This window comes from Pseudomonas sp. LAM2023 (genome assembly GCF_016620375.1).
Lineage (GTDB): Bacteria > Pseudomonadota > Gammaproteobacteria > Pseudomonadales > Pseudomonadaceae > Aquipseudomonas > Aquipseudomonas anuradhapurensis.
Map to the genome: position 1 here is coordinate 700,510 of NZ_JAENHV010000015.1, position 25,118 is coordinate 725,627.

Genomic DNA, 25,118 nt, shown 5'->3' on the forward strand with positions numbered 1-25,118 from the left:
GAGAATTCTCGGCAAGATTGCCTTTCACGGAGGGGCATCCCCTATGCGAACCCAGCACCAGACCAAGCGTGAGCTGGACAAGATCGACCGCAACATCCTGCGTATCCTGCAGAACGACGGGCGTATTTCCTTCACCGAACTGGGCGAGAAAGTCGGGCTGTCCACTACCCCTTGCACCGAGCGGGTTCGCCGCCTGGAGCGCGAGGGCATCATCATGGGCTACAACGCCCGCCTTAACCCGCAGCACCTCAAGGGCAGCCTGCTGGTGTTCGTGGAAATCAGCCTGGACTACAAGTCGGGGGATACCTTCGAGGAGTTCCGCCGTGCGGTGTTGAAACTGCCACATGTGCTCGAGTGCCACCTGGTTTCGGGCGACTTCGACTACCTGGTGAAGGCGCGCATTTCGGAAATGGCCTCGTACCGCAAACTGCTTGGCGACATCCTGCTGAAGCTGCCGCACGTGCGCGAATCGAAGAGCTACATCGTGATGGAAGAGGTAAAGGAAAGCCTCTGCCTGCCGATTCCGGACTGAGGCTAGACCAGCACCTGGCGCGTGGTGGCGATGAACTGGTGGACCAGCTGCTCGGCGGCAGGGTCGATCATCTGCTCCGGGCCACGGCCCCGCGGGCAGGCCAGGCGCGGGGTGGTGCCGAACAGCCGGCAGATCATCGGCCGCTCTTCGTAGACGGTGCAGCCGTTGGGGCCCAGGTGAACGCAATCCAGGCGTTCCAAGGCAGCGTCCTGCTCGGCCTGCGACTTGCGCGGCAGGCGCGCCATTTCTTCTGCCGACGTGGTGACCGGGCCGCAGCAGTCATGGCAGCCGGGTTCGCACTCGAATGAAGGGATGAGTTCGCGCAGGAAATGGATCTTGTGGCGGTTGCAGGACATGGCTGAATACAACGTAGGGAACCTGGCCGGATTATAGGCTCACCGGCGCCTTGTCGGAGCGCCCTTGTGTCGCGGAAGGGCGCAGCGCGGCCCCGCCATCCATGACACGAAGCTGAAAGCCTGGGGCCGCTTCGCGCCCCATCGCGACGCAAGGCCGCTCCTACAACCGGCGGCGTAAGCCAGGCAAGCGGTTGCCCACCCCAGAGCCCCGGCTTATCCTCCCCCCTTGCCCACCAGCTTCAGGACCGAGCCAATGATCCACAGCGCGCAGCACGCCGCCTCCTACTACGCCGCCAGCAGCGCGCCACACCCTGATCACTCTTTCCTGCAAGGCGAACACAGCGCCGATGTGTGCATCGTCGGTGGTGGTTATTCGGGCCTGAACACCGCCATCGAACTGGCCGAGCGCGGCTTCTCGGTCATCCTGCTGGAAGCCCGCAAGCTCGGCTGGGGCGCCAGTGGGCGCAATGGCGGCCAGCTGATCCGCGGCGTCGGTCATGGCCTGGAGCAGTTCGCCCCGGTGATCGGCGAGGAAGGCGTACGCAGCATGAAGCTGATGGGCCTGGAGGCTGTGCAAATCGTCCGCGAACGGGTCGAAAAGCATGCCATCGCCTGCGACCTGACCTGGGGCTACTGCGACCTGGCCAACAAGCCTGCCGAGCTGCTGGGCTTTGCCGAAGACGCCGAAGAACTGCGCAGCCTGGGCTATACCCATGAACTGCGCCTGGTCGGCAAGGACGATATCCACAGCGTGGTCGGCGCCGACTGCTATGTGGGCGGGCTGGTCGACATGGGCTCCGGGCACCTGCACCCGCTCAACCTGGCCCTGGGTGAAGCCGCCGTGGCCAGCCGCCTGGGCGTGCAGCTGTTCGAGCAGTCCGAGGTCACCCGCATCGACTATGGCCCAGAAGTACAGGTACATACCGCGCAAGGCCGGGTGCGGGCCAAGACCTTGGTGCTGTGCTGCAATGCCTACCACAACAACCTCAACCGCGAACTGGGCGGCAAGGTGCTGCCGGCGGGCAGCTACATCATCGCCACCGAACCGCTGGGCGAAGAGCGTGCGCGTATGCTGCTGCCGCAGAACATGGCCGTGTGCGACCAGCGTGTAGCACTGGACTACTATCGCCTGTCCGCCGACCAGCGCCTGTTGTTCGGCGGTGCCTGCCATTATTCAGGGCGTGACCCCAAGGACATTGCCGCCTACATGCGGCCGAAGATGCTGAAGGTATTCCCGCAACTGGCCGATGTCCGCATCGACTACCAGTGGGGCGGCATGATCGGCATCGGCGCCAACCGCCTGCCACAGGTCGGCCGCCTGGCCAGCCAGCCGAATGTCTATTACGCCCAGGCCTACTCCGGCCATGGGCTGAATGCCACGCACCTGGCCGCGCGCCTATTGGGCGAGGCCATCAGCGGCCAGGAGAGCGGGCGTTTCGACCTGTTCGCCAAGGTGCCGCACATCACCTTCCCGGGCGGCCAACACCTGCGCTCGCCACTGCTGGCGTTGGGGATGCTGTGGCATCGCCTGAAAGAGCTGATCTGAAGCGTAACAGCGGCCTTGTGTCGCGAAAGGGCCCACCGCGGCCACGGCATTACCTGCGGTAACTGGAAGCTTGGGGGCGCTACGCTCCCCTTTCGCGACACAAGGCCGCTCCTACACAGACCGAGCGGCACCTGCCGTGACTAGTCTTTCCAGAAGGGTTTGCGCCCTTCTGTACGCGCCTGTTCCCAGCTCAGCCCGACGTCGCGCAACTCATCGTCAGTCAGCTGCAGCAACGCCCTGCGGGTATTCCAGCGATGCAGCATCAGCCCCCAACGCCCCAACCCTTGCGGCGCGTTGAACACCTTGGCCTGCTGCCCGGCTTCCAGTTCCTTGGCCAACAGTTGCAAGCGCACATCGCTCATGCCACCCATCGCTGCGTTCTCCGTTCGATTGATACCGTGGAGAAAGCATGCGCGCTGCACGCACCGGCAATACAGATCCAATACAGCCTTATTATTCCCATACAGAATTGGCCGCTGACTGACTGAATGCTGTATTTTCAACGCAACTGTACCGGTCGCTATGCCAATGCAGCTCAGGAGTATGCCGTGACCCTCTACCTGAACCTCGCCGAACTGCTCGGCGCCCGTATCGAGCAGGGCCTCTACCGCCCCGGCCAGCGCCTGCCGTCGGTGCGCGCCCTGAGCGTGGAGCACGGGGTCAGCCTGAGCACCGTGCAGCAGGCCTATCGCATGCTGGAAGACAGCGGCATGGTCTCGCCGCGACCCAAGTCCGGCTACTTCGTCAGCAACCTCCGCCAGCTGCCTGCCCTTCCCGCCGTCAGCCGCCCGGCCCAGCGTCCGGTGGACATTTCACAGTGGGAACAGGTGCTGGAACTGGTGCGCAGCACCCCGCGCCAGGATGTTGTCCAGCTCGGCCGCGGCATGCCCGACATCGACAGCCCCACCCTCAAGCCACTGCTGCGCAGCCTCGCCCAACTGAGCAGAAGGCAGGACATGCCTGGCCTGTACTACGACAACATTCACGGCAACCTGGCCCTGCGCGAGCAAGTGGCGCGGCTGACGCTCGACTCTGGCTGCCGCCTGAGCCCGGCCGACCTGGTGGTGACCACCGGTTGCCATGAGGCGCTGTCGTGCAGCATCCGCGCGGTATGTGAACCCGGCGACATCGTCGCAGTCGACTCGCCGAGCTTCCATGGGGCCATGCAGACCCTCAAGGGCCTGGGCATGAAAGCCCTGGAAATCCCGACCGACCCAGTCACCGGCATCAGCCTGGAGGCGCTGGAGCTGGCCCTGGAACAATGGCCGATCAAGCTCATCCAGATCACCCCCAACTGCAACAACCCGCTCGGCTACATCATGCCCGAGGCGCGCAAGAAGGCCTTGCTGAGCCTGGCCCAGCGCTACGACGTGGCCATTCTCGAAGACGATGTGTACGGTGACCTGGCCTACACCTACCCCCGCCCGCGCACCCTCAAGTCTTTCGACGACGATGGCCGCGTGCTGCTGTGCAGCTCGTTCTCCAAGACCCTCGCCCCCGGCCTGCGGATAGGCTGGGTGGCGCCCGGGCGTTACCTGGAACGCGTGCTGCACATGAAATACATCAGCACCGGCAGCACCGCCAGCCAACCGCAGCTGGCCATTGCCGACTTCATCGCCGCCGGGCACTACCAACCCCATGTGCGGCGCATGCGCAGCCAGTACCAGCGCAGCCGCGACCTGATGAGCGACTGGGTGACCCGCTACTTCCCGCCGGGCACGCGGGTCAGCCGGCCGCAGGGTGGTTTCATGCTGTGGGTGGAATTACCCGAACATTTCGATACGCTGCGGCTAAACCGCGCTTTACTGGAGCAAGGCGTGCAGGTTGCCGTAGGCAGCATCTTTTCGGCCTCGGGCAAATTCCGCCACTGCCTGCGCATGAACTTCGCCGCGCGGCCGACAGCGCAGATCGAAGCTGCAGTGCGCAAGGTCGGTGAAACCGCCCTTCGTCTACTGGATGAAGAAAACGCGGGCGCGTAACTTTGCGCCGCCCGCTACGGTCCAACCCTTCAAGCCTTCGTTGCACAGGACGATTCACCCTTGAGACTCCAGCGAGCCCTGCCTCTGCTGCTGGTGCTACTGCTCGGCCTTGCCGGCTGCGCCAGCGTCGGCACGCCCCGCGAAACCAGCCAGGCGCTGCCGGCCAACGACTCGGCGTTCGGCCGCTCGGTGCTGCGCCAAGCTGCACCGTACAGCGGCCGCTCCGGCTTTCGCCTGCTGCCCAACAGCAACGAGGCGTTCCGCGCCCGCGCCGAACTGATCCGCAACGCCCAGACCAGCATCGACCTGCAGTACTACATCGTCCACGACGGCCTCAGCACCCGCGCCCTGGTGCATGAGCTGCTGCGTGCTGCCGACCGTGGCGTACGCATACGCATCCTGCTCGACGACACCACCAGCGATGGCCTGGACGTGATCATGGGCACCCTCGATGCCCACCCGAACATCCACATCCGCGTGTTCAACCCATTGCACCTGGGCCGCAGCACCGGTGTAACGCGCGCCGTAGGCCGCCTGTTCAACCTGTCGCGTCAGCACCGGCGCATGCACAACAAGCTGTTCCTGGTGGATAACAGCATGGCCATCGTCGGCGGGCGCAACCTGGGCGACGAGTATTTCGATGCCGAGCCCAACCTCAATTTCACCGACATCGACCTGCTGGGGGTAGGCCCGATCGCCGAGCAGTTGGGGCACAGTTTCGACCAGTACTGGAACAGCGCTCTCAGCCGGCCGATCACCGACTTCCTCTGGCACGACCCGGATGCCAGCGACCTGAGTGCCAGCCGCCACCGCCTGGAAGTGTCGTTGGCCGAAGCCAGGACCCAACGTAAAGCCCTGTACGACCGCTTGATGGCCTACCAAGCCCAACCGCGCCTGGACGTGTGGCGCAACGAACTGATCTGGGCCCACGCCCAGGCGCTGTGGGATGCACCAAGCAAGGTGCTGGCTGATGACGAACCGGACCCGCAACTGCTGCTGAGCCAGCAGCTCGCGCCGGACCTGGCCAACGTGCATCGCGAACTTATCCTGATGTCGGCGTATTTCGTGCCGCGCGAGCCTGGCCTGCTGTACCTGACCGGCCGTGCCGACGCCGGCACGTCGGTGAAGCTGCTGACCAACTCGCTGGAGGCCACCGACGTGCCGGCGGTGCACGGCGGCTATGCGCCCTACCGCCGGGCCTTGCTTGAGCACGGCGTGCAGCTTTACGAGCTGCGTCGGCAACCCGGTGACCCCAGCGCCGGGCGCTTGAGTTACCACGGCAGCTCGGATTCGAGCCTGCATACCAAGGCGATCGTGTTCGACCGGCGCAAGACCTTCATCGGCTCGTTCAACTTCGACCCACGTTCGGTGCTGTGGAATACCGAGGTCGGCGTGTTGGTGGACAGCCCGGAACTGGCCGAGTACACCCGCGAGCTGGCCCAGCAGGGTATGGCGCCCGCGTTGAGCTACCAGGTGAAGCTGGTGGGCGACAAACTGGTGTGGGCGACCGAGGACAATGGCCAGCGGCACATGCTGACCTCCGAGCCGGGCGGCATATGGCGGCGGTTCAATGCCTGGATCAGCAAGGCGGTCGGCCTGGAAAAGATGCTGTAACCGGATTTGGCGCTGCTTTGCAGCCCATCGCGACGCAAGGCCGCTCCTACCGGGGATATATCGCCTGTGGGAGCGGCCTTGCGTCGCGATGGGCCGCAAAGCGGCCCCAGGTTCCATCAAGCCGATGCAGGCTCGAAAGCCCCACGCCGCCGGGTCAACACCACCAACCCCGCAGCCCCCAGCGCCAACAGCAACGGCAGCGCGTGCCCACTGAGCCACTGGCTTCCCGCCCCTGCCAGCAATGGCCCGAGCAGGCAGCCAATGCCCCACAGTTGTGCCACATGGGCATTGGCCCGGACCAGCTCATCATCGCGGTAGCGCTCGCCGATCAACACCAGCGACAAGGTGAACAAGCCCCCGGCGCTGGCCCCGAACAACACCCACAGCGGCCAGATCAGCGGCGTGTGCAGCGATAGCGGAATGACCAGGCTGGACACCAGCAAGGTCACCGCACAACCGGTGAACAGGGCACGTCGCGACATACGGTCCGCCAGCGCGCCAATGGGCAGTTGCAACACCGCATCGCCCACCACCACGGTACTGACCATGAACAGGGCCGTTTCGGTACTGAAACCCTGCTGCAGGCAGTACACCGGGAGTAACGTCAGGATCATCGCCTCGAACGAGGCGAACAGGGCGATGGCCCAGGCAATCACCGGCAAACGCCGGCAGAAGGCGAACAGGTCGCTGAAGGTGACAGTGCAGGCTTCGGTGCTCGGTGCGCCGCCACGCCCCAGGAGAATCAGCGGTGCCACCAGTAGCAAGGCGGTAGCGGCCCAGAAGCCAAAGTCATCATCGGAGCCGAGAAAGCCGAGCACCAACGGCCCGGCCAGCTGGCTGAGGGCATAGCTGCTGCCATACAGCGCCACCAGGCGGCCTCGCCACTGCTCGACCACCAACTGGTTGATCCAGCTCTCGCCGAGGATGAACACCACGGTCAGCGACATACCGATCAGCAGGCGCAAGAACAGCCACAGCGGATAACTGGGCAGCAAGGCGACCAGGCCGATCGACAGCGCCCCGCCCCACAGGCAAAGGCGCATGGCTGAAGGGACGCCGACCCAGCCAGCCAGGCGGCTGGCCAGACTGGCGCCGACCAGTACACCCAGCGCCGGCATCGCGGCCATCACGCCAATGGCGAAGCTGCCATAGCCCCACGCCTCCAGGCGCAAGGATACCAGCGGCATGCTCACGCCGAGCGCCAGCCCGACGCTGAGCACCGATGCCAGTACGGCGAAGTAGCTCCCCCAACGCATTGCAGCCTCCCAGGCAGAAATTCGAACAGCAGAAACGACGAAGCCGGGCAGCGTTAGCCTACCCGGCTATCGTTGGGGCTGCCGTGCAGCCCCCCTGGGATTACAGCTTGATCCAGGTCGCCTTCAGCTCGGTGTACTTCTCCAGCGCGTGCAGCGACTTGTCACGACCGTTACCCGACTGCTTGAAGCCACCGAACGGCGCAGTCATGTCGCCGCCATCGTACTGGTTGACCCAGACGCTGCCAGCGCGTACGGCACGAGCGGTCTTGTGCGCCTTGGAGATATCCGACGTCCAGATGCCCGCCGCCAGGCCATACGGCGTGTCGTTGGCAATGGCCACGGCCTCTTCGGCGGTATCGAAGGCGATTACCGACAGTACCGGGCCGAAGATCTCTTCCTGGGCGATCTTCATCGCGTTGGTCACGCCGTCGAAGATGGTCGGCTCGACATAGGTGCCACCGGTCTCTTCCAGGGTGCGCTTGCCGCCAGCCAGCAGCTTGGCGCCATCCTTGTGACCGGCCTCGATGTACGACAGCACGGTGTTCATCTGCTGGGTATCGACCAGGGCACCGACAGTGGTCTGTGGGTCCAGCGGGTTACCCGGCTTCCAGCCTTTCAGGGCCTCGACCACCATGGGCAGGAACTTGTCCTTGATCGAACGCTCGACCAGCAGGCGCGAACCTGCAGTGCACACTTCACCCTGGTTGAAGGCGATGGCACTGGCTGCGGCCTCGGCAGCGGCTTGCAGGTCCGGGGCGTCGGCGAAGACGATGTTCGGGCTCTTGCCACCCGCCTCCAGCCAGATGCGCTTCATGTTCGATTCGCCGGCGTAGACCATCAGCTGCTTGGCAATCTTGGTCGAGCCGGTGAACACCAGGGTATCGACATCCATGTGCAGGGCCAGGGCCTTGCCCACGGTGTGGCCGTAGCCTGGCAGCACGTTCAGTACGCCTGCCGGGATACCGGCTTCGATGGCCAGCTGGGCAATGCGAATGGCCGTCAGCGGCGATTTTTCGGACGGCTTGAGCACCACCGAGTTACCGGTGGCCAGGGCCGGGCCGAGTTTCCAGCAGGCCATCAGCAGCGGGAAGTTCCACGGTACGATGGCAGCGACCACGCCCACTGGCTCGCGGGTAACCAGGCCAAGCTGGTCATGCGGGGTCGGGGCGACTTCGTCGTAGACCTTGTCGATGGCTTCGGCGGTCCAGTGGATGGCATTGGCAGCGCCCGGGATGTCGATGCTGGAGGAATCGCCGATCGGCTTGCCCATGTCCAGGGTTTCCAGCAGCGCCAGTTCTTCGACGTTCTTGCGCAGCAGGTCGGCGAAGCGGATCAGCTTGGCCTTGCGCTTGGCCGGGGCCAGTTGCGACCACACCCCAGCGTTGAAGGTGGCACGGGCGTTTTCCACAGCGCGGTTGGCGTCGGCCAGGTCGCAGCTGGCAACCTTGGCCAGGAAGCGTCCGTCGACCGGGCTCAGGCACTCGAAGGTTTCACCGGATGCGGCATCGGTGTATTCGCCGTTGATGAAGGCACGCCCTTCGATCTTCAGTTGCTGGGCACGCTGTTCCCAGTCCGCACGAGTCAGGGTGGTCATACGAAACTCCTCCTCTTGTTTAGGTGCAACGCCGCACTGAGGACTCGCAGGCGTTGTCAGAATTCTGGCCGGGCGACGAGCGCACACTGGCAGGCAATACCCTAAACCAGGCCGGACAAACTATCAATATATTTGACACAGAAGCCCCAAAAGCCTACTGATGTGCATTTTATTAAACAACAACAGGAGCCGAACCATGAGCATTGCCAGCATCATCGACTTCGCCCAGGTCATCACCGAGGCCGAACGCTACCGCCCGGCGGCGGAAAAAATCCTCAAGGGCGAGCCCGACCAGGCCGTCTATAACCATTATTCCAGCCCCTGCGGGCAGTTCGCCGCTGGCGTGTGGGAGGGTGAAGTGGGGCAGTGGACGGTGAACTACACCGAGCATGAATACTGCGAGATCGTTCAGGGCGTGTCGGTGCTGCGCGACCAGGACGGTGGCGCCAAGACCCTGCGTACGGGCGACCGGTTTGTCATCCCGGCCGGCTTCAAGGGCACCTGGGAGGTGCTGGAGCCTTGCCGCAAGATCTATGTGATGTTCGAGCAGAAATGATCTGAGGCCCTGACAGGCATAAAAAAACCCGCGTCCTTTCGGAGGCGGGTTTTTTTCAGGTCGCCGATCAATTACTTGATCTTGGCTTCCTTGTACACCACGTGCTTGCGAACAACCGGATCGTATTTCTTGATCTCGATTTTGTCCGGAGTGGTGCGCTTGTTCTTGTCGGTGGTGTAGAAGTGGCCAGTGCCAGCACTCGAAACCAGACGGATCAATTCACGCATGACGTTCTCCTTAGAACTTTTCGCCGCGAGCGCGCAGCTCGGCCAGCACTACGTCGATACCACGCTTGTCAATGACGCGCATGCCTTTGGCGGATACGCGCAGACGCACGAAACGCTTCTCGGATTCAACCCAGAAACGGTGGTGCTGCAGGTTCGGCAGGAAACGACGACGGGTTTTGTTGTTTGCGTGGGAAATGTTGTTCCCGGTTACTGGACCCTTACCAGTAACTTGACAGACTCTCGACATGACTCAGCCCTCTAAAACCACATGCCCAACCCGGCATGGGTTGGCCGCTTAATCTCTCAGTCTTTGGCGCCTGGGCGCCGTGATTCTGGAGGTCTTACCGACCGGATACGCTGACGCGACAGGCCGAGCCCCTAGAAAAGAGCGCTGCTTTATACCAGAAAGACTTGGCCACAACAACAGAAGATACATTTCCGGCGCCGGCCAAGCGCGCCGGGCCAGCATAGCGGCAGGCCCCGCCAGCCGTCGACCGCTCGTCGCCAGTTTTGTAAAAAAGGGTGTGGTCATTTCCCGACAGGCGCACTAGGGTAGGCCTTTTCCAGACTGCACTGGCAGATGGGCCACTGACAGCCAAGGAGCCACCATGCGTGCCGCCGCCCTTTCCTTATTGTTCAACTCCGTGTTCGCCGCCGGCGCCCTGTTCGCCGCCGGCGTTGCCCAGGCTGCCCCGCTGAGCGTCTGCAGCGAGGCCAGCCCCGAAGGCTTCGACGTGGTGCAGTACAACTCGCTGACCACCACCAACGCCACCGCCGACGTGCTGATGAACCGGCTGGTGGAGTTCGATGCGCAGCAAGGCAAGGTGGTGCCGAGCCTGGCGGCCAGCTGGACGGTATCGGCCGACGGCCTGGTCTATGACTTCAGCCTGCGCGATGACGTGAAATTCCACACTACCGCCTACTTCAAGCCCAGCCGCGCACTGAATGCCGACGATGTGCTGTTCAGCTTCCAGCGCATGCTCTACCCCGCCCATGCCTGGCACAAGACCGCACCGGGTGGTTACCCGCATGCCCAGTCGTTGCAGCTGGGCAGCCTGATCAAGGCGATCGAGGCGCCGACGCCAAACACCGTGCGCTTCACCCTCAACCACCCGGACGCCACGTTCCTGGCCACCTTGAGCATGGGCTTCGCCTCGATCTACTCCGCCGAATATGCCGACAAGCTGCTCAAGGCCGGCACCCCGGAGAAGCTCAACAGCCAGCCGGTCGGCACCGGGCCGTTCGTGTTCCAGCGCTTCCAGAAGGACGCCATGGTGCGCTACCGCGCCAACCCGGACTATTTTGCCGGCAAGCCGGCGGTCGACCCGCTGATCTTCGCCATCACCACCGACGCCAATGTGCGCCTGCAGAAACTCAAGCGCGGTGAGTGCCAGGTGGCCTTGTCGCCCAAGCCACTGGACATTGCCGAAGCAGGCAAGGATGGCAACCTCAAGGTGGCCACCACCCCGGCCTTCATGACGGCCTTTGTCGCCATCAACAGCCAGCACCGGCCGCTGGACAAGCCGGAGGTACGCCAGGCCATCAATCTGGCTTTCGACAAGCAGGCCTACCTGAAGGCGGTGTTCGAGGACTCCGCAGTGGCCGCCAATGGCCCCTACCCGCCCAACACCTGGAGCTACGCCAAGGACCTGCCCGGCTATACGCTGGACCTGAAGAAAGCCAAGGCGCTGCTGAACAAGGCTGGCCTGGCCGAAGGCTTCAACACCACCATCTGGACCCGCCCGTCGGGCAGCCTGCTCAACCCCAACCCCAGCCTGGGCGCGCAGATGCTGCAGGCAGACCTGGCCAAGGTTGGCATCAAGGCAGAAATCCGCGTGATCGAATGGGGCGAGCTGATCCGCCGCGCCAAGGCCGGCGAGCATGACTTGCTGTTCATGGGCTGGGCAGGTGACAACGGCGACCCGGACAACTTCCTCAGCCCGCAGTTTTCCTGCGCGGCGGTGCAATCGGGGACCAACTTCGCCCGCTTCTGCGACAGCCGCCTGGATCAGCTGATCAGCGCCGGGCGCACCACCAATGACCAGAGCGTGCGCAGCCGGCTGTACCAGCAGGCGCAGACGTTGATCCAGCAACAGGCGCTGTGGGTGCCATTGGCGCACCCGACGGCGGCGACCTTGCTGCGCCGGGACGTCGAGGGGTATCAGGTGAGCCCGTTCGGGCGGGTGGATTTCAGCAAGGTCTCAGTGACCAGGTAACCCTGCACCGGCCTCTTCGCGGGCTCGCCCGCTCCCACAGTGACAGCACAACATTCAAGGTTGGTACGATACCTGTGGGAGCGGGCGAGCCCGCGAAAAGGCCGGGACAGGCTGTACAAGTGCCTAAGCCACAATCCACCCATGCTCGACCATCGACAGCGGCTCCCCGTCACCGATGATGATGTGATCCAGCACCCGCACATCGATCAACGCCAGCCCGCGCTTCAACGACAGGGTCAGATGCACATCGTCCTGGCTGGGTTCACTATTGCCCGAGGGGTGGTTGTGGCACAGGATCAACGCCGCCGCGTTGTGCAGCAACGCCCGCCGTACCACCTCCCGCGGGTAGACACTCGCCCGGTCTATCGTGCCCCTGAACAGGATTTCAAAAGCCAACGGCCTGTGCTTGGTATCGAGAAACAGGCAACCGAATACCTCACTGGCTTCATGACGCAGCATGGCCTTGAGATAACGCCGTACCGCCGCCGGGCCTTCGAGAACCGCTGCGCGCTCGATGTTCTCATCCAGATAACGCCGGCCGATCTCCAAAAGCGCCTGTAACTGGGCATATTTAACGGCCCCTATGCCCGGCTCACGCAGTACAGCGCCGCGATCGGCTTCAAGAAACTGCCTGAGCCCGCCAAACCGCGCCAGCAGCCCTCGCGCCAGGTCCAGCACATTGCGCCCGGCAACTCCCGAGCCGAGCAGTACAGCGAGCAACTCGGCATCCGAAAGCACCGCCGCTCCACGCTGCAACAATTTCTCCCTCGGCCGCTCTTCCGCCGGCCACTCCCTGATATTCATCCGCCGTCTACCCTTGCTGCGACCGATTTCGGCCCTGTGTTAATCTATTTCGCCTCGTACATGCGACGTTCTGCCGCAGGCATTCCCAAACGTCGTCGCCCGCTCTCACTGGAAAAAGGCAAGCCTATGCAGCGGCTGTATCGCAAGCGCATCGTTCTCGGCGTGGGTGGCGGCATTGCCGCCTACAAAAGCGCCGAACTGATTCGCCGACTCCTGGAGCACGGCGCGCAGGTGCGCGTCGTCATGACCCGTGGTGGTGCAGAGTTCATCACCCCGCTGACCCTGCAGGCACTGTCCGGCCACCCGGTGCACATGGACCTGCTCGACCCTGCCGCCGAAGCGGCCATGGGCCACATCGAACTGGCCAAGTGGGCCGACCTGGTGCTGATCGCCCCGGCCACCGCCGACCTCATGGCGCGCATGGCCCAAGGCATGGCCGATGACCTGCTGACCACCCTGGTGCTGGCTACCGACGCCACCGTCGCCGTGGCCCCGGCCATGAACCAGGCGATGTGGCGCGATCCCGCCACCCAGGCCAACCTCGAGCTGCTCAAGAGCCGTGGCATCCAGGTGTTCGGTCCGGCGTCCGGCAGCCAGGCCTGTGGCGACGTGGGCCTGGGCCGCATGCTCGAAGCCACCGACCTGGCCTGGTGTGCCGCGGAAAGCTTCAAGCGCCAGGCACTGACCGGCAAGCATGTGCTGATCACCGCCGGCCCGACCCAGGAAAACATCGACCCGGTGCGCTACATCACCAATCATAGCTCCGGCAAGATGGGCTTCGCCCTGGCCGAAGCGGCCGCAGAAGCCGGGGCTCGGGTCACCCTCGTCACCGGCCCGGTGCACTTGCCAACCCCCGACCGGGTCAGCCGCATCGACGTGGTCAGCGCGCGGGACATGCTCGCCGCCTGTGAAGCGGCCATGCCGTGTGACCTGTTCATCGCCTCGGCGGCGGTCGCGGACTACCGCCCGGAAGTCGTTGCCACGCAGAAACTCAAGAAGGATCCTACGACCGGCGACGGCATGCTGCTGCAGATGGTGCGCAATCCCGATATCCTTGCCACCATCGCCGGCCGTGCCGACCGCCCGTTCAGCGTCGGCTTCGCCGCCGAAACCGAACACTTGCTCGACTACGCCACGCGCAAGCTCAAGGACAAGAACCTCGACCTGATCGTTGCCAATGATGTGGCCAACCCCAGCATCGGCTTCAACAGCGAAGAAAACGCCTTGACCGTAATCGACCGCCAGCAGCACCAGACCCTCTTCGCGCAGACCAGCAAGGGCAAGATCGCCCGGCAACTGGTCGCCTTCATCGCCGAACGGCTCAATCAGGTTCAATAAGTTACATGCACGCTCTTCAAGCCAAGATCCTCGACCCACGCCTGGGCAGCGAATTCCCTCTGCCGCAGTACGCCACCCCCGGCTCCGCCGGCCTCGACCTGCGCGCCCTGCTCAAGGAAGACACCATCATCGAGCCGGGCCAGACCCTGCTGATCCCTACCGGCCTGTCGATCTACATTGGCGACCCAGGCCTGGCAGCGGTGATCCTGCCGCGCTCGGGCCTGGGCCATAAGCACGGTATCGTGCTGGGCAACCTGGTCGGGCTGATCGACTCGGACTACCAGGGCGAGCTGATGGTGTCGTGCTGGAACCGTGGCAACACCGCGTTCACCATCGCGGTGGGCGAACGTATCGCCCAGTTGGTGCTGGTACCGGTGGTACAGGCCCATTTCGACATCGTCGAAGCGTTCGATGAAACCCAGCGTGGCGCTGGCGGCTTCGGCCATTCTGGCAGCCACTGAGCCGACAGATGACCGTTCAGGCCAAGGATGGCGAACTCTCTGGCGAAACCACCGTCCAAGCGTTCAGTTTGCGCCTGCCCAGAAAGCCTTTGACTAATGGAGCTTCCAGAGATGAACGACATGGCCCACCTGGTACCCGCAGCACTACCAGACAGCATTTTCCGCGCGTATGACATCCGCGGCGTGGTCGGCAAGACCCTTCACGCCGAAACCGCCTACTGGATCGGCCGCGCCATCGGTGCACAGAGCCTGGCCCAGGGCGAACCGCAGGTTTCGGTCGGCCGCGATGGCCGCCTGTCCGGCCCGATGCTGGTCGAAGAGCTGATCAAGGGCTTGGTCGACGCCGGCTGCCACGTCAGCGATGTCGGCCTGGTGCCTACCCCGGCCCTGTACTACGCAGCCAATGTGCTGGCCGGCAAGTCCGGGGTGATGCTGACCGGCAGCCACAACCCGTCGGACTACAACGGCTTCAAGATCGTGATTGCCGGTGACACCCTGGCCAACGAACAGATCCAGGCCCTGCTGACCCGCCTGAAAACCAACAACCTGAGCCGCGCCGATGGCCGCGTGGAAAAGGTCGAGATCCTTGACCGCTACTTCCAGCAGATTGTCGATGACGTGAAGCTGGCGAAGAAGCTCAAGGTGGTGGTGGATTGCGGCAACGGTGCCGCTGGCGTGATCGCGCCGAAATTGATCGAAGCCCTGGGCTGCGAAGTGATCCCGCTGTTCTGCGAGGTCGACGGCAACTTCCCCAACCACCACCCGGACCCGGGCAAGCCGGAAAACCTCGAGGACCTGATTGCCAAGGTCAAGCAAACCGGTGCCGACATCGGCCTGGCCTTCGACGGTGACGGCGACCGGGTCGGCGTGGTGACCAACACCGGCAGCATCGTCTACCCCGACCGCCTGCTGATGCTGTTTGCCCAGGACGTGCTGTCGCGTAACCCGGGTGCCGAGATCATCTTCGACGTCAAATGCACCCGCCGCCTGACCCCGCTGATCGAACAGCACGGTGGCCGCGCGTTGATGTGGAAGACCGGCCACTCGCTGATCAAGAAGAAGATGAAGCAGTCCGGCTCGCTGCTGGCAGGCGAGATGAGCGGTCACATCTTCATCAAGGAACGCTGGTACGGTTTCGATGACGGTATCTACAGCGCCGCGCGCCTGCTGGAGATCCTCAGCAAGGCCGGGCAAAGCGCAGAAGACCTGTTCGCCGCCTTCCCGAACGATATTTCCACGCCGGAAATCAATATTGATGTGACCGACGAGGGTAAATTCAGCATCATTGATGCACTGCAACGCGACGCCGACTGGGGCGAAGCCAACCTGACCACCATCGACGGTGTGCGGGTGGACTACGCCCACGGCTGGGGCCTGGTTCGCGCCTCCAACACCACCCCGGTGCTGGTGCTGCGCTTCGAGGCCGACAGCGACGCCGAATTGCAACGTATCAAGGATGTTTTCCGTACCCAGTTGCTGCGGGTAGAGCCTGAGCTGCAACTGCCGTTCTGACCGACTATCTGTTCCTTACAGGAGCCCTGCATGACCCTCGATCGCGATGCCGCTTCCCATGTAGCCGAGGTTTTGTCCGAAGCACTGCCTTACATTCGCCGCTTTGTCGGCAAGACCCTGGTGATCAAGTACGGCGGCAACGCGATGGAGAGCGAGGAGCTCAAGACCGGCTTCGCCCGTGACATCGTGCTGATGAAGGCTGTAGGCATCAACCCGGTGGTGGTCCACGGTGGCGGCCCGCAGATCGGCGACCTGCTCAAGCGCCTGTCGATCGAAAGCCATTTCATCGACGGCATGCGCGTCACCGACGCGGCGACCATGGATGTGGTGGAGATGGTGCTGGGCGGCCAGGTCAACAAGGACATCGTCAACCTGATCAACCGCCACGGCGGCAGCGCCATCGGCCTGACCGGCAAGGACGCGGAGCTGATCCGCGCGCGCAAGCTGACCGTCAGCCGCAAGACGCCGGAAATGACCACCCCGGAAATCATCGACATCGGCCACGTCGGTGAAGTGGTGAGCGTGAACACCGACCTGCTGAACATGCTGGTCAAGGGCGACTTCATCCCGGTCATCGCGCCAATCGGTGTAGGTGCCGACGGTGAGTCGTACAACATCAACGCCGACCTGGTGGCGGGCAAGGTGGCCGAGGCGCTGAAGGCCGAGAAGCTGATGCTGCTGACCAACATCGCCGGCCTGATGGACAAGCAGGGCCAGGTACTGACCGGCCTGACCACCGAGCAGGTCAACGAACTGATCGCCGACGGCACCATCTACGGTGGCATGCTGCCGAAGATCAAATGCGCGCTGGACGCGGTGCAGGGCGGCGTGAACAGCTCGCACATCATTGACGGTCGTGTGCCGAATGCGGTGCTGCTGGAGATCTTCACCGACAGCGGCGTAGGTACCCTGATTACCAACCGCAAGCCGCGCTGACAGCCTGCTACTCCCTATCGCCGGCAAGCCGGCTCCTACAGCGATTGCACTGACCCAGGTTGGTGCAGGGCCTGGGAGCCGGCTTGCCGGCGATGCTTTTTGCGGCAAATACTGTCAGAATGCCACCTCGCTTCAATTTGATCTTTTCTGGAGAAACTGCGTGAAATACGCATCACAAGGACTCGTGCTGGCAGCCGCCCTGGCTGTCGGGTCCATCGCCGGCTGCGCCACCGAAACATCCACCGCTGTTGCCGTACAACAGGTTGAAAGCGTCAGCCGCCCCTACAGCGGTGTACGCGCACCGATTGCCGTCGGCAAGTTCGACAACCGTTCCAGCTACATGCGCGGCATCTTCTCCGATGGCGTCGACCGCCTCGGCGGCCAGGCCAAGACCATCCTCATCACCCACCTGCAGCAAACCAACCGCTTCAACGTGCTCGATCGCGACAACATGGGCGAGATCCAGCAGGAAGCCGCGATCAAGGGCCAGGCCCAGCGCCTGAAAGGTGCCGACTTCGTGGTGACTGGCGACGTTACCGAGTTCGGCCGCAAAGAGGTTGGCGATCACCAGCTGTTCGGCATTCTCGGTCGCGGCAAGACCCAGATCGCCTACGCCAAGGTGGCGCTGAACATCGTCAACATCAGCACTTCGGAAGTCGTCTACTCCAGCCAGGGTGCGGGGGAATACGCCCTGTCCAACCGCGAGATCATCGGCTTTGGCGGCACCGCCAGCTATGACTCCACGCTGAACGGCAAGGTGCTCGACCTGGCCATGCGCGAAGCCGTCAACAAGCTGGTGAACGCAGTCGAAAGCGGCCAGTGGAATCCGAAGGCCCAGTAACAGATTCTTCCAGGAAGGACTCCTACATGAGCATCACCCTCTCGGCCGTGCGCAGCTGCGCCGGCCTGGTGTTGGGCAGCATCCTGCTGGCCGGCTGCAACGCGCCCAAACCGCTGTACCAGTGGGAAAGCTACCAACCCCAGGTGTATGGCTACCTCAAAGGCGATTCGAAAGAGGAACAGGTCACCGCGCTGGAGCGCGACCTGGAAAAGATCAAGGCCAAGAACGGCGCCGTACCACCCGGCTACCATGCGCAGCTGGGCCTGCTGTATTCCAGCCTCGGCAAGGATGACCAGATGATTCAGCAGTTCCGCACCGAGAAGGCACTGTTCCCGGAATCGGCGACGTACATGGACTTCCTGATGAGCAACGCGAGCAAGGGAGCCAAGCAATGATCAAGCGCCTGAGCCAACTGATCACCACCGTTTGCGTGCTGGCCCTGTTCGCTGGCTGCGCCGAGCGCAAGACCATCGACTACTCCGCTTACAAGCAGAGCCGGCCGAAGTCGATCCTGATTCTCCCGCCACTGAACGAGTCGCCGGATGTGAAGGCGACCTACAGCATGCTGTCGCAGGTCACCTACCCGCTGGCCGAGGCTGGCTACTACGTGATGCCCGTGGCGCTGGTGGACGAGACCTTCCGCCAGAACGGCATGACCACGCCGGCCGACATCCACCAGCTGCCAATGCCCAAACTGCGTGAGATCTTTGGCGCTGATGCCGCGTTGTATGTGACCGTATCGGACTACGGTACCCGTTACATGGTGCTGAGCAGTGCAACTATCGTCACGGCCAATGCCAAGCTGGTCGACCTGAAGACCGGCACCACGCTGTGGACTGGCAGCGCCACGGCGTCCAGCCAGGAGAATCAGCAGAACCAGGGTGGCCTGGTCGGCATGCTGATCGTTGCGGCAGTCAACCAGATCGTCAGCAGCGTGCAGGAAGATGCTGGCTACCCCATCGCCGGCATGACCAGCGCACGCCTGCTGACGCCACATCCGAACGGCGGCATTCTCTACGGGCCACGTTCGCCCAAGTACGGCACTGACTGAGTGACACAAAAAAGGCGACCTTCACGCGAAGGTCGCCTTTTTCAGTTCCAGGCCGGGATCAGATCCCGTACTGCGCCCGGTAGGCCTCGACAGCTGGCAGGTGCTGCTTCAGCTGCGGGTCATCGGCGAGGAATTCCAGCACCTGGGTCAGCGAAACGATGCTGACGACCGGAATGCCGAAATCACGCTCCACTTCCTGGATCGCCGACAGTTCGCCATTGCCGCGCTCTTCGCGGTTCAACGCGATCAATACACCTGCGGCCTTGGCCTCTTGCGCATTGATGATCTGCATGACTTCACGGATGGCCGTACCGGCAGTGATCACATCGTCGATGATCAGCACTTCACCGGCCAACGGCGCGCCAACCAGGCTGCCGCCTTCGCCGTGGTCCTTGGCTTCCTTGCGGTTGAAGCACCATGGCACGTCGAGCTGGTGCTGCTCGGCCAGGGCCACGGCAGTCGCCGCCGCCAGCGGGATACCCTTGTAGGCCGGGCCGAACAGCACGTCGAACGGGATCTTGCTGTCGACGATGGCCGCCGCATAGCAACGACCCAGCTGGGCCAGGGCAGAACCGCTGTTGAACAGGCCGGCATTGAAGAAATACGGGCTGGTACGCCCCGATTTCAGGGTGAATTCACCGAAACGCAGTACCCCGCGATCGATGGCAAAACGGATGAAGTCGCGCTGATACGGCTGCATGGATAGTCCCGGACACCACGGATTTAGCTAAATGGGTTGAGCTCGGGTATCATACACGCACGAGATTTTTGGGGCCATTTATGCGGATCATCAGTGTGAACGTAAATGGCATTCAGGCTGCGGCCGAGCGTGGTTTGCTCAGCTGGCTGCAAGCCCAGAATGCCGACGTCATCTGCCTTCAGGATACCCGCGCCTCGGCCTTTGAACTCGATGACCCAGCTTTCCAGCTCGATGGCTATTTCCTTTATGCCTGCGACGCGGAGGTGCCTGCCCAAGGTGGTGTGGCCCTGTATTCGCGGATGCAGCCCAAGGCAGTCATCACCGGCCTGGGCTTCGAGACAGCCGACCGCTACGGGCGTTACCTGCAAGCAGATTTCGACAAGGTCAGTATTGCCAGCCTGTTGCTGCCTTCGGGTATGAACGGCGACGAAGACTTGAACCAGAAGTTCAAGTTGATGGACGACTTCGCCAAGTACCTGGACAAACAGCGTCGCAAGCGTCGTGAGTACATCTACTGCGGCTCGTTCTACGTGGCGCAGCAGAAGCTCGACATCAAGAACTGGCGCGACAGCCAACAGTCACCAGGCTTCCTGGCACCGGAGCGCGCCTGGATGGATGCGATCACCGGCGAGATGGGTTACGTCGATGCCCTGCGTGAAGTCAGCCGTGAAGGCGACCAGTACAGCTGGTGGCCCGACAACGAGCAGGCCGAGATGCTCAACCTGGGCTACCGGTTCGACTACCAGATCCTCACTCCGGGCCTGCGCCGCTTCGTGCGCAATGCCCGCCTGCCGCGTCAGCCGCGCTTCTCCCAGCATGCGCCGCTGATTGTCGACTATGACTGGACGTTGACCATCTAAACGCATGGGGCCGCTTTGCGGCCCTATCGCGACACAAGGCCGCTCCTACAGGGGAATGCATATCCCTTGTAGGAGCGGCCTTGTGTCGCGATAGGGCTGCAAAGCAGCCCCAATGGCTATTTGATCGGCCGCCAGATCATCGGGTAGCGATACGGCTTGCCTTCATTGGCCCGCACCGCCGCAATGATGATCAACACCAGCACCGCCACCATCAGCATGGCGAACAGCATCAGCCCGATGAACACGAACATCAGCAGGAAGCAGATGAACCCGGCAATGGTCACGCTGATCTGAAAGTTCAGCGCCTCCTTGCCCTGGGCATCGATGAAAGGGTCTTGCTCGCGCTTGAGATGCCACAGCACCAGCGGGCCCAGCAAGTGCCCGAGCGGCACCACCAGGCCCAGCAGCGCAGAAAGGTGACAGAACATCGCCCACTGCCGGACTTCGGCATTGGGCGGGGTGATCGACAGGTTGGAATCGCTCATGCCCCGCACCTCCTTGGCTGGGTTCAGTCGGCCAGTGCGGCCTGCTGCAGTTCGAAGATTTCAGCCATGCCCATCTGTGCCAGGGCGAGCATGGCGTTGAAGTCTTCCGGCTGGAACGGCGCGCCTTCGGCGGTACCCTGCACTTCGATGAAACCACCGGCGCTGGTCATGACCACGTTCAGGTCGGTCTCGGCGGCGGAGTCTTCCAGGTAGTCCAGGTCGAGTACCGCTTCACCCTGGTACATGCCCACCGACACCGCGGCGATCATGTGCTTGAGCGGGTTGCCGGCCTTCAGGCCGCCGCGCTTCTTGATCACCGCCAAGGCGTCGCACAGGGCGACCATGGCACCGGTGATGGATGCAGTGCGGGTACCGCCATCGGCCTGAATCACGTCGCAGTCGATGTACAGGGTGATGTCACCGAGCTTGCTCATGTCCAGCGCAGCGCGCAGCGAACGGCCGATCAGGCGCTGGATTTCCAGGGTGCGACCACCCTGCTTGCCACGGCTGGCCTCGCGCTGATTACGCTCGCCGGTGGAACGCGGCAACATGCCGTACTCGGCGGTCAGCCAGCCCTGGCCCTGCCCTTTGAGAAAGCGCGGCACACCGTTTTCCACACTGACCGTGCAGATGACCTTGGTGTCACCGAACTCAACCAGTACCGACCCTTCGGCGTGCTTGGTGTAGTTGCGGGTGATGCGGATCGAGCGGAGCTGATCGGCGGCGCGACCACTTGGACGTTTCATCTGGGATACCTGTACTGGGACTTGAATCTGCCGAGCATTATAGAGCCCGCGGCCCGGGGAGGACATGCCTATTGTCGCGCCCGGCGCTGCCCGTCGCCTTTTCCTGCTGCGCCAGCCAGCCCTCGGTAACATGGGTGGATTGGGCGCCAGGGCGCCACTGCGCTACAATCCTGCGCCTTGCAGCCGAGAGGCTCCCACCGTTCATTCATCTACGCGAGGTACTCCCCATGGTGCACAGCATGACCGCTTTTGCTCGTGTCGAGCGCGCCGGCAGCCAAGGCACCCTGGTCTGGGAGCTGCGTTCGGTCAATCACCGTTACCTGGAGCCGCACCTGCGCCTGCCCGAAGCCCTGCGCGACCTCGAGGGCGCCGTGCGTGAGGGCCTGCGCCAGGGCCTGTCGCGGGGCAAGGTGGAATGTACCCTGCGCCTCAACGACGACAGCAACGGCAAACCGCTGAAGGTAGACCGCGAGCGCGCCGCACAACTGGTTGCCGCTGCCGAGGAAGTGGCCGGCCTGATCAAGCAACCGGCACCGCTGAACCCGCTGGAAGTGCTGTCGTGGCCAGGCGTGCTGGTGGCCGACGCCAGTGACCCGCAGGCGCTGAATGCCGAAGCCATGGCACTGTTCGACGAAGCCCTCGCCGAACTCAAGGCCGGGCGCCAGCGTGAAGGCCAGGAGCTGGCCCGGCTGATCAACGAACGCCTGGACAACATGGCCAGCGAAGTCACAACCCTGCGCGCCCTGGTGCCACAGATGCTGGCGGCACAGCGACAGAAGATCCTCGATCGCTTCGGCGACGTGCAGGCCGAACTCGACCCGCAACGCCTGGAACAGGAGCTGGTGCTGCTGGCCCAGAAGAGCGACGTGGCCGAGGAACTCGACCGCCTGAGCACCCACGTCACCGAAGTACGCCGAGTGCTCAAGGGTGGCGGTGCCGCCGGCCGGCGCCTGGACTTCCTGATGCAGGAACTCAACCGCGAGGCCAATACCCTCGGCTCCAAGGCCTTCGACCCACGCAGCACGCAAGCGGCGGTCAACCTGAAGGTACTGATCGAACAGATGCGTGAACAAGTACAGAACATCGAGTAAGGCCACCCCGACCATGAACCACAGCAGCGGCACCCTCTATATCGTTTCGGCCCCTTCCGGCGCCGGCAAGACCAGCCTGGTCACCGCCCTGACCAAGGACGACCCGCAGATCCGCGTCTCGGTCTCGCACACCACCCGCGCCATGCGCCCGGGCGAGCAGCACGGGGTGAACTATCACTTCGTCGTCCACGAGGAGTTCAAGGCCCTGATTGCGCAAGGTGACTTCCTTGAGCATGCCGAGGTGTTCGGCAACTTCTATGGCACCTCGCGCAGTGCGCTGCAGCATACGCTGGACCAGGGTTACGACCTGATTCTGGAAATCGACTGGCAAGGCGCCCAGCAAGTGCGCAAGCTGATGCCGCAGGCATTGTCGATATTCATCCTGCCGCCAAGCCAGCAGGCCTTGCGTCATCGTCTGGACGGCCGCGGGCAGGACAGTGAAGAGATCATTGCCGGGCGCATGAAAGAAGCGGTCAGTGAGATGGTGCACTACGACGAATATGACTACGTGATCATCAACGATGATTTCGACGTGGCGCTGGAGGATTTGAAAGCGGTGTTCCGCTCGAACCGCCTGGTGCTGAAGAAACAGCAACAGCGCAACAGCGGGTTGCTGAAAGAACTGCTCTCCTGAGAGACCGTACGGGGCCGCTTTGCGGCCCTATCGCGACACAAGGCCGCTCCTACAAGGGATCGCGTTAGTCAGGCTTGCGCGATCTCCTGTAGGAGCGGCCTTGTGTCGCGAAAGGGGCGCGAAGCGCCCCCCGGCTTTATTCCTGCAGTGGCAAGGTAGCCTGCTGACGCAGGGTAGCCCCGAGGAAATACGCCGGTGCGCGCATGCGCGACAGCATCATCAGCCCGATGCCGAGCACCGAAATGATCGCGGCAATCACGAATACCAGCCCCAGTCCGCCCACATGTGAGCCACTGCCGAAGTCTGGCGAAGCGCTGTCGATGGCAGTACGCACGAAGATCACCGACAGAATCACCCCACCCACCAACGGGCACAGGCCACGCATGATGAAGTGGCGCAGGCTGTCGAACAGGCTGTCGCGGAAATACCAGACGCAGGCGAATGCGGTCAGCGAATAGTAGAAGCAGATCATCATGCCCAGGGCGGTAATGGTATCCGCCAGCACGTTCTCGCTCAGGGTACGCATGGTCACGTAGAACAGGCCCGCGGCCAGGCCGGCGCAGATGGTGGCGTAGCGTGGGGTTTGCGAACGCGGGCAGACGCTGGCGAACTTCTGCGGCACCGCACCGTAGTAGCCCATGGCCAAGAGCGTGCGCGCGGGCGCAACGAAGGTCGACTGCAGCGAGGCTGCGGTACTGGCCAGCACGGCAATGGACATCAGGATCGCCAATGGCCCCATGACCGGGCCGGCCAGGTGAGCGAACACGTTTTCCTGGATGCGCGGGTTGTTCAGGCCCAGGCCAGACTCGCTGATCCCGGCAAACTGCAGGGTGGCGATCGCAGTGAACAGGTACAGGCCGAGAATCAACATCACGGTCCAGGTGGCCGCCTTGCCCGGTACCTCTTCACTGCCTACCGACTCTTCGCTGACGGTCAGGCAGGTGTCCCACCCCCAGAAGATGAAGATCGACAGCGACAGCCCGGCGGCGAAGGCCGAGAACGACTCGACACCGAACGGGTTGAACCAGGCGAAATCGAATTCCAGCGGCGGCGGCGCGGTGGTACCGTCGAAGGCGGCAAAGGCAAAGCCGATCAGCACCACCAACTGCAGCGCCACCAAGCCGTACTGCACGGTCATGGTGGTGGCGATACCCCGACAGCAGATCCACACCGCCAGGGCAATGAACACGCAACAGGTCACCACGTTGATCAACAGGTTGTCGGCCAGTGCCGCCAGCTCGTGATGGCCGGTGATCTGGCCGAGGAACAGGTAGAAGAAGTCGACGGCCACGCCCGCCAGGTTCGACAGCACGATGGTGGTGGCGACGACCAGACCCCAGCCGCCGATCCAGCCGATCATCGGGCCGAAGGCACGCGCCGACCAGGTAAACGATGTGCCGCTGTCCGGCTCGGCCGAGTTCAGCTCGCGGTAACCGAGGGCGACCAGCAGCATCGGAAGGAAGCCGACGATGAACACCGCTGGCAGGTGGGCGCCCACCTCGCGCACGGTCGGGCCAAGTGCGCCGGTCAAGGTATAGACCGGGGCGATGGTGGAAATGCCCAGCACCACGCTGGCCAGCAAGCCCAGCCGGCCTTTGGCCAGGCCCTTGCTGCGCTGGGTATTGCCCGCGTCGGCCACCACGTCGGGTGGGCGGCCGGCTTCTGTGTAATCGCTCATGAGTATTTGCCGTAGATTTTGGAATTGTTTTCACTGGCCTTGCGCACAAGGCTCGCTTTCACTCATTGAAAGCTGCTGCCGGGAATCAGTCATCCGAGACCTTCG

Annotated in this window: 26 protein-coding genes and 1 pseudogene; 16 read left to right on the top strand and 11 right to left on the bottom strand. The window is 63.2% G+C overall.

Annotation, left to right across the window (positions count from 1 at the left end):
• Positions 1-43 precede the first annotated feature (43 nt).
• Positions 44-532, top strand: a complete 489-nt coding sequence (locus JKP78_RS08730; protein WP_003253520.1) for an Lrp/AsnC ligand binding domain-containing protein — start codon at positions 44-46, stop codon at positions 530-532.
• Between the two features lie 2 nt (positions 533-534).
• Here the strand turns inward: JKP78_RS08730 and JKP78_RS08735 are convergent, their stop codons facing one another.
• On the bottom strand, positions 535-888 hold the full coding sequence (locus JKP78_RS08735; protein ID WP_186684038.1) for a YkgJ family cysteine cluster protein: 354 nt from the start codon (positions 886-888) through the stop codon (positions 535-537).
• Positions 889-1,141: 253 nt separating this feature from the next.
• On the opposite strand from JKP78_RS08735, the gene JKP78_RS08740 reads away from it, so the two are divergent.
• A complete protein-coding gene (locus tag JKP78_RS08740) occupies positions 1,142-2,434 on the top strand; it encodes an NAD(P)/FAD-dependent oxidoreductase (protein WP_200626558.1) in 1,293 nt (430 codons plus the stop codon).
• 140 nt (positions 2,435-2,574) lie between these two features.
• Here the strand turns inward: JKP78_RS08740 and JKP78_RS08745 are convergent, their stop codons facing one another.
• Positions 2,575-2,805 carry a DUF1127 domain-containing protein gene (locus JKP78_RS08745; protein WP_200626559.1) on the bottom strand — a complete coding sequence of 77 codons (231 nt, stop codon included), beginning with the start codon at positions 2,803-2,805 and terminating at the stop codon, positions 2,575-2,577.
• Positions 2,806-2,982: 177 nt separating this feature from the next.
• Between JKP78_RS08745 and JKP78_RS08750 the strand changes: the two genes are divergently transcribed.
• Both JKP78_RS08750 and JKP78_RS08755 read left to right on the top strand, forming a co-directional pair.
• Entirely contained in the window at positions 2,983-4,413 is a 1,431-nt protein-coding gene (locus JKP78_RS08750; RefSeq protein WP_200626560.1) for an aminotransferase-like domain-containing protein, read from the top strand.
• A gap of 60 nt (positions 4,414-4,473) precedes the next feature.
• A complete protein-coding gene (locus tag JKP78_RS08755; protein ID WP_170033783.1) occupies positions 4,474-6,027 on the top strand; it encodes a phospholipase D family protein in 1,554 nt (517 codons plus the stop codon).
• Between the two features lie 116 nt (positions 6,028-6,143).
• Here the strand turns inward: JKP78_RS08755 and JKP78_RS08760 are convergent, their stop codons facing one another.
• Positions 6,144-7,283 carry an MFS transporter gene (locus JKP78_RS08760; RefSeq protein ID WP_186684034.1) on the bottom strand — a complete coding sequence of 380 codons (1,140 nt, stop codon included), beginning with the start codon at positions 7,281-7,283 and terminating at the stop codon, positions 6,144-6,146.
• A 100-nt stretch (positions 7,284-7,383) separates the two neighbouring features.
• Positions 7,384-8,877, bottom strand: coding sequence for an aldehyde dehydrogenase (locus JKP78_RS08765; RefSeq protein ID WP_186684033.1), 1,494 nt, complete (start codon positions 8,875-8,877; stop codon positions 7,384-7,386).
• A 196-nt stretch (positions 8,878-9,073) separates the two neighbouring features.
• On the opposite strand from JKP78_RS08765, the gene JKP78_RS08770 reads away from it, so the two are divergent.
• Positions 9,074-9,433, top strand: coding sequence for a cupin domain-containing protein (locus JKP78_RS08770; protein WP_186684032.1), 360 nt, complete (start codon positions 9,074-9,076; stop codon positions 9,431-9,433).
• Between the two features lie 71 nt (positions 9,434-9,504).
• Here the strand turns inward: JKP78_RS08770 and rpmG are convergent, their stop codons facing one another.
• A complete protein-coding gene (gene rpmG / locus JKP78_RS08775; RefSeq protein ID WP_003253507.1) occupies positions 9,505-9,660 on the bottom strand; it encodes a 50S ribosomal protein L33 in 156 nt (51 codons plus the stop codon).
• A gap of 10 nt (positions 9,661-9,670) precedes the next feature.
• The gene (gene rpmB, locus JKP78_RS08780) at positions 9,671-9,907 is read right to left on the bottom strand and encodes a 50S ribosomal protein L28 (RefSeq protein WP_003258972.1); all 237 of its coding nucleotides are present in this window, start codon (positions 9,905-9,907) and stop codon (positions 9,671-9,673) included.
• 361 nt (positions 9,908-10,268) lie between these two features.
• Between rpmB and JKP78_RS08785 the strand changes: the two genes are divergently transcribed.
• The gene (locus tag JKP78_RS08785) at positions 10,269-11,876 is read left to right on the top strand and encodes an ABC transporter substrate-binding protein (RefSeq protein WP_186684031.1); all 1,608 of its coding nucleotides are present in this window, start codon (positions 10,269-10,271) and stop codon (positions 11,874-11,876) included.
• A gap of 123 nt (positions 11,877-11,999) precedes the next feature.
• On the opposite strand, the gene radC is transcribed toward JKP78_RS08785, so the two are convergent.
• A complete protein-coding gene (gene radC, locus JKP78_RS08790) occupies positions 12,000-12,680 on the bottom strand; it encodes a RadC family protein (RefSeq protein ID WP_200626561.1) in 681 nt (226 codons plus the stop codon).
• A 126-nt stretch (positions 12,681-12,806) separates the two neighbouring features.
• Here radC and coaBC point away from each other — a divergent pair, with 126 nt between their 5' ends.
• The 7 genes and pseudogenes from coaBC (at position 12,807) to JKP78_RS08825 (ending at position 18,819) form a co-directional block, all read left to right on the top strand.
• Entirely contained in the window at positions 12,807-14,018 is a 1,212-nt protein-coding gene (gene coaBC, locus JKP78_RS08795) for a bifunctional phosphopantothenoylcysteine decarboxylase/phosphopantothenate--cysteine ligase CoaBC (protein ID WP_003253409.1), read from the top strand.
• A gap of 5 nt (positions 14,019-14,023) precedes the next feature.
• Positions 14,024-14,479 (top strand): dUTP diphosphatase, encoded by a 456-nt coding sequence (gene dut / locus JKP78_RS08800; RefSeq protein ID WP_186684029.1) that lies wholly within the window; start codon positions 14,024-14,026, stop codon positions 14,477-14,479.
• Positions 14,480-14,623: 144 nt separating this feature from the next.
• Positions 14,624-15,991 (top strand): annotated as a pseudogene (locus JKP78_RS08805) (phosphomannomutase/phosphoglucomutase); the annotation flags it as partial.
• A 30-nt stretch (positions 15,992-16,021) separates the two neighbouring features.
• The gene (gene argB / locus JKP78_RS08810) at positions 16,022-16,927 is read left to right on the top strand and encodes an acetylglutamate kinase (RefSeq protein WP_170033798.1); all 906 of its coding nucleotides are present in this window, start codon (positions 16,022-16,024) and stop codon (positions 16,925-16,927) included.
• Between the two features lie 160 nt (positions 16,928-17,087).
• Positions 17,088-17,768 carry a CsgG/HfaB family protein gene (locus tag JKP78_RS08815; RefSeq protein ID WP_186684027.1) on the top strand — a complete coding sequence of 227 codons (681 nt, stop codon included), beginning with the start codon at positions 17,088-17,090 and terminating at the stop codon, positions 17,766-17,768.
• A 26-nt stretch (positions 17,769-17,794) separates the two neighbouring features.
• Positions 17,795-18,163 (top strand): DUF4810 domain-containing protein, encoded by a 369-nt coding sequence (locus JKP78_RS08820; RefSeq protein ID WP_186684025.1) that lies wholly within the window; start codon positions 17,795-17,797, stop codon positions 18,161-18,163.
• On the top strand, positions 18,160-18,819 hold the full coding sequence (locus JKP78_RS08825; RefSeq protein WP_186684023.1) for a DUF799 domain-containing protein: 660 nt from the start codon (positions 18,160-18,162) through the stop codon (positions 18,817-18,819). The genes JKP78_RS08820 and JKP78_RS08825 overlap by 4 nt, the downstream gene beginning before the upstream one ends.
• 58 nt (positions 18,820-18,877) lie before the next feature.
• On the opposite strand, the gene pyrE is transcribed toward JKP78_RS08825, so the two are convergent.
• Complete coding sequence (pyrE, locus tag JKP78_RS08830) at positions 18,878-19,519, bottom strand: orotate phosphoribosyltransferase (protein WP_186684021.1); 642 nt, start codon at positions 19,517-19,519, stop codon at positions 18,878-18,880.
• 80 nt (positions 19,520-19,599) lie between these two features.
• On the opposite strand from pyrE, the gene JKP78_RS08835 reads away from it, so the two are divergent.
• Entirely contained in the window at positions 19,600-20,379 is a 780-nt protein-coding gene (locus JKP78_RS08835; protein WP_003253401.1) for an exodeoxyribonuclease III, read from the top strand.
• Positions 20,380-20,495: 116 nt separating this feature from the next.
• On the opposite strand, the gene JKP78_RS08840 is transcribed toward JKP78_RS08835, so the two are convergent.
• Together JKP78_RS08840 and rph are read right to left on the bottom strand one after the other, a co-directional pair.
• Complete coding sequence (locus JKP78_RS08840) at positions 20,496-20,864, bottom strand: DUF4870 domain-containing protein (protein ID WP_186671858.1); 369 nt, start codon at positions 20,862-20,864, stop codon at positions 20,496-20,498.
• A 23-nt stretch (positions 20,865-20,887) separates the two neighbouring features.
• On the bottom strand, positions 20,888-21,610 hold the full coding sequence (gene rph / locus JKP78_RS08845) for a ribonuclease PH (protein ID WP_170033801.1): 723 nt from the start codon (positions 21,608-21,610) through the stop codon (positions 20,888-20,890).
• 227 nt (positions 21,611-21,837) lie between these two features.
• Here rph and JKP78_RS08850 point away from each other — a divergent pair, with 227 nt between their 5' ends.
• Both JKP78_RS08850 and gmk read left to right on the top strand, forming a co-directional pair.
• Entirely contained in the window at positions 21,838-22,701 is an 864-nt protein-coding gene (locus JKP78_RS08850) for a YicC/YloC family endoribonuclease (RefSeq protein ID WP_170033803.1), read from the top strand.
• Positions 22,702-22,714: 13 nt separating this feature from the next.
• The gene (gmk, locus tag JKP78_RS08855) at positions 22,715-23,335 is read left to right on the top strand and encodes a guanylate kinase (protein WP_186684019.1); all 621 of its coding nucleotides are present in this window, start codon (positions 22,715-22,717) and stop codon (positions 23,333-23,335) included.
• 136 nt (positions 23,336-23,471) lie between these two features.
• On the opposite strand, the gene JKP78_RS08860 is transcribed toward gmk, so the two are convergent.
• Positions 23,472-25,013 (bottom strand): APC family permease, encoded by a 1,542-nt coding sequence (locus JKP78_RS08860; RefSeq protein ID WP_170033807.1) that lies wholly within the window; start codon positions 25,011-25,013, stop codon positions 23,472-23,474.
• Positions 25,014-25,118 lie beyond the last annotated feature (105 nt).